The organism is Bacillus massilinigeriensis, from assembly GCF_900111815.1.
Lineage (GTDB): Bacteria > Bacillota > Bacilli > Bacillales > Cytobacillaceae > Mesobacillus_C > Mesobacillus_C mediterraneensis.
This window is the reverse complement of record NZ_LT630005.1, coordinates 1-2,288: the sequence shown is the minus strand read 5'-3', so window position 1 is coordinate 2,288 and position 2,288 is coordinate 1. Positions and strand designations below refer to the sequence as shown.

Below are 2,288 nucleotides of genomic sequence, written 5' to 3'. Positions count from 1 at the left end.
CTGTTTAGAGAATAATATAAATTTGAAATGAATTCAATGGAACTTTAAACCATATAATGCCAACGAATTTGACTTAACTAAAAAGGAAACGAAAGTGACGGTGGCGAAAATAGTCTGTTGCCGTCATTGTCGTTTCCGAAATAAACGCCATTAAAAATGGCTCTTAACAAGATGATTTCAGAGCAACTGGTTTTAGAAATTAATCTGATATACTCAAATGTTTAGTCACATTACCATATTTTTCCATAATTATGAGGGTTTTTCTAAAGAGATATAATTATAGATGAACATTTTTTAAAATATAATTAGAATTAAATAAGTCTGGTATTGCCAAATTAAAGTTTAAACAATGCCAGACCTACATCAATTCATTTATTTCTATCTTTTAATAACTTTTCTAATTCAGAGTATTGTTCTTCAGTTAATGGAAAAAAGCTCATATCTTTATGAGGGCGAAATTGAGGAACAATGCTTTGGATATCCTTGATGTGTAATCCAACCCCATCCTTTGGAACTTCATAATCCATTACAATAGGAAGTTTGATAGGATAACCAGAAGAAGAGGGGAAAGCTTCACCATCTTTCCAGGTTCCCTTAACTGTGTTAATCCCCATGATTAACTGCTGTTCTGTTAAATAGACAAGCATTTTAGCCCCAATAGGAAAATTGAAGTTCTTATATTTACCTGCGAATCCCATTCGTTTATATCTGAGTTCATCGATAACCCAATCGGGATAAACAAGTTTAATTGTATAATCAAGTTTTGACATTATGATATACCTCCTACCTAATAAAATTTAATTAAATAGAAACAAATTCAGGCTCTATATCGAACTTCTTATCTTTTCCTCGTACTTTTATATAATTCTCCCAAATATAGAATCTCCACTTCTCATCCTCAGAATAGTTTAACGACATATCTGGGGTTATTAATTGTCTGAGTTGCTTGAAATCAACATAGTAAATTTTATATCCTTCTAGCCGAACCGCCAGTATTGCTATATCTGCGTCATCCAGTAAATCAACCTGTTTAGTGGTTAGGTCGAACCAACCGTGACCTTGTGGATGTAATCTTGATTCTGGTGTACAAAGGACTATACTCTTGCCGTTGCTTACCCCATGATACATTATTTTCTTTCGTATGATATTGGAAAGCGAACAATTATATCTCTTGCAGACCGTACTGACTACAATGTTCTTATCTGGAATTGACATCTTACTACCCCCATATTTTGGTTATTTTCTTTCATCATATCATATGGATTCGTAGCCTGTACTTAGCAATTACATGGCTAACAACTAGTGTTTAATCGTAGGCGATAAAGTGACATCTGCAGTTATTTACTTCCTTTCCTAACACCTGGTTCATATTCGCCACGACACCATTTAACAAAATTACCTGAGTGGTAAAGGTGAGTATTCACCGTGTTATTTGCTAGTTTTGTTCCTTTTACTTCTTTTTCATAAGTTTGAAATAGTCCTTCTAACTGCTTTATAAATTCTTGTGAAGCTCTCATTTCATCCACTCCTTCTCTTTTGAGCCTATTATACTCAAATTGGAAAATCTATGGTAGTAATCTATGTGCTGTGATTTATGTGTTGTGAGTAGACATTGTGAACTAAAGATATAACAAAAAAACCGTTCAGACTAATGCCGAACGGAACTTTCCAGAAATGATTCTCTTTCATCAATGGATGACAAATTGCATCCTCTCCAATCCTCTATGAAAGGTTATATACTTTATCAACCTTTGATTTTGCAAAATAACTTTTACCACAGCAATATCCTGACTTCTGTTTGAAATGATTCTTTACATACGTATCTGTTATCTTATAAATAAGGAAATCATCCTTTTCTTGTTTTGGTCGTAGTAAGCTATCTGGTCCAAGAACTACTAATAAAACATCATAAATCTCAGGGTTCCCAAGATTGATATTAGTTCTTGTTAATGAATTATGAAATTTTATTTCATATTTCTTGCTACCAAGTGTCCCATCATAGCCTTTTGTATTTTGCAAGGAAAAAGTGCAGAAGAATGCAAAGGAAAATGCACAACTTTGCCAGCCCTATCTATTACCTTCTTTTTGACAATGCATGAGATAGACGGTAACTCTCCTCATGGAATGAGATGATATGGGCATGGTGAATCAAACGATCCACCAAAGCGGCGGTTAACCTGGAATCGGTGAAAATCCTGTTCCATTGGCTGAATTCCAAGTTTGAGGTTATAATTAGACTTTTCTGCTCATAACACTCAGATATTAACTGGAACAATAACTCTGATCCC

Annotated in this window: 4 protein-coding genes; all 4 read right to left on the bottom strand. The window is 34.0% G+C overall.

Features of this window, described 5'->3' with window-relative positions:
- Positions 1–368: 368 nt before the first annotated feature.
- Positions 369–770 (bottom strand): hypothetical protein, encoded by a 402-nt coding sequence (locus tag BQ5796_RS15725; protein ID WP_071461335.1) that lies wholly within the window; start codon positions 768–770, stop codon positions 369–371.
- Positions 771–801: 31 nt separating this feature from the next.
- Positions 802–1,215: a hypothetical protein gene (locus BQ5796_RS15720; protein WP_071461334.1), complete on the bottom strand. Its 414-nt coding sequence runs from the start codon at positions 1,213–1,215 to the stop codon at positions 802–804.
- 122 nt (positions 1,216–1,337) lie between these two features.
- Positions 1,338–1,517, bottom strand: a complete 180-nt coding sequence (locus BQ5796_RS15715; RefSeq protein ID WP_071461333.1) for a hypothetical protein — start codon at positions 1,515–1,517, stop codon at positions 1,338–1,340.
- Between the two features lie 557 nt (positions 1,518–2,074).
- A partial coding sequence (locus BQ5796_RS17525; RefSeq protein WP_159431009.1) for an ATP-binding protein occupies positions 2,075–2,288 on the bottom strand: 214 nt, incomplete at its 5' end.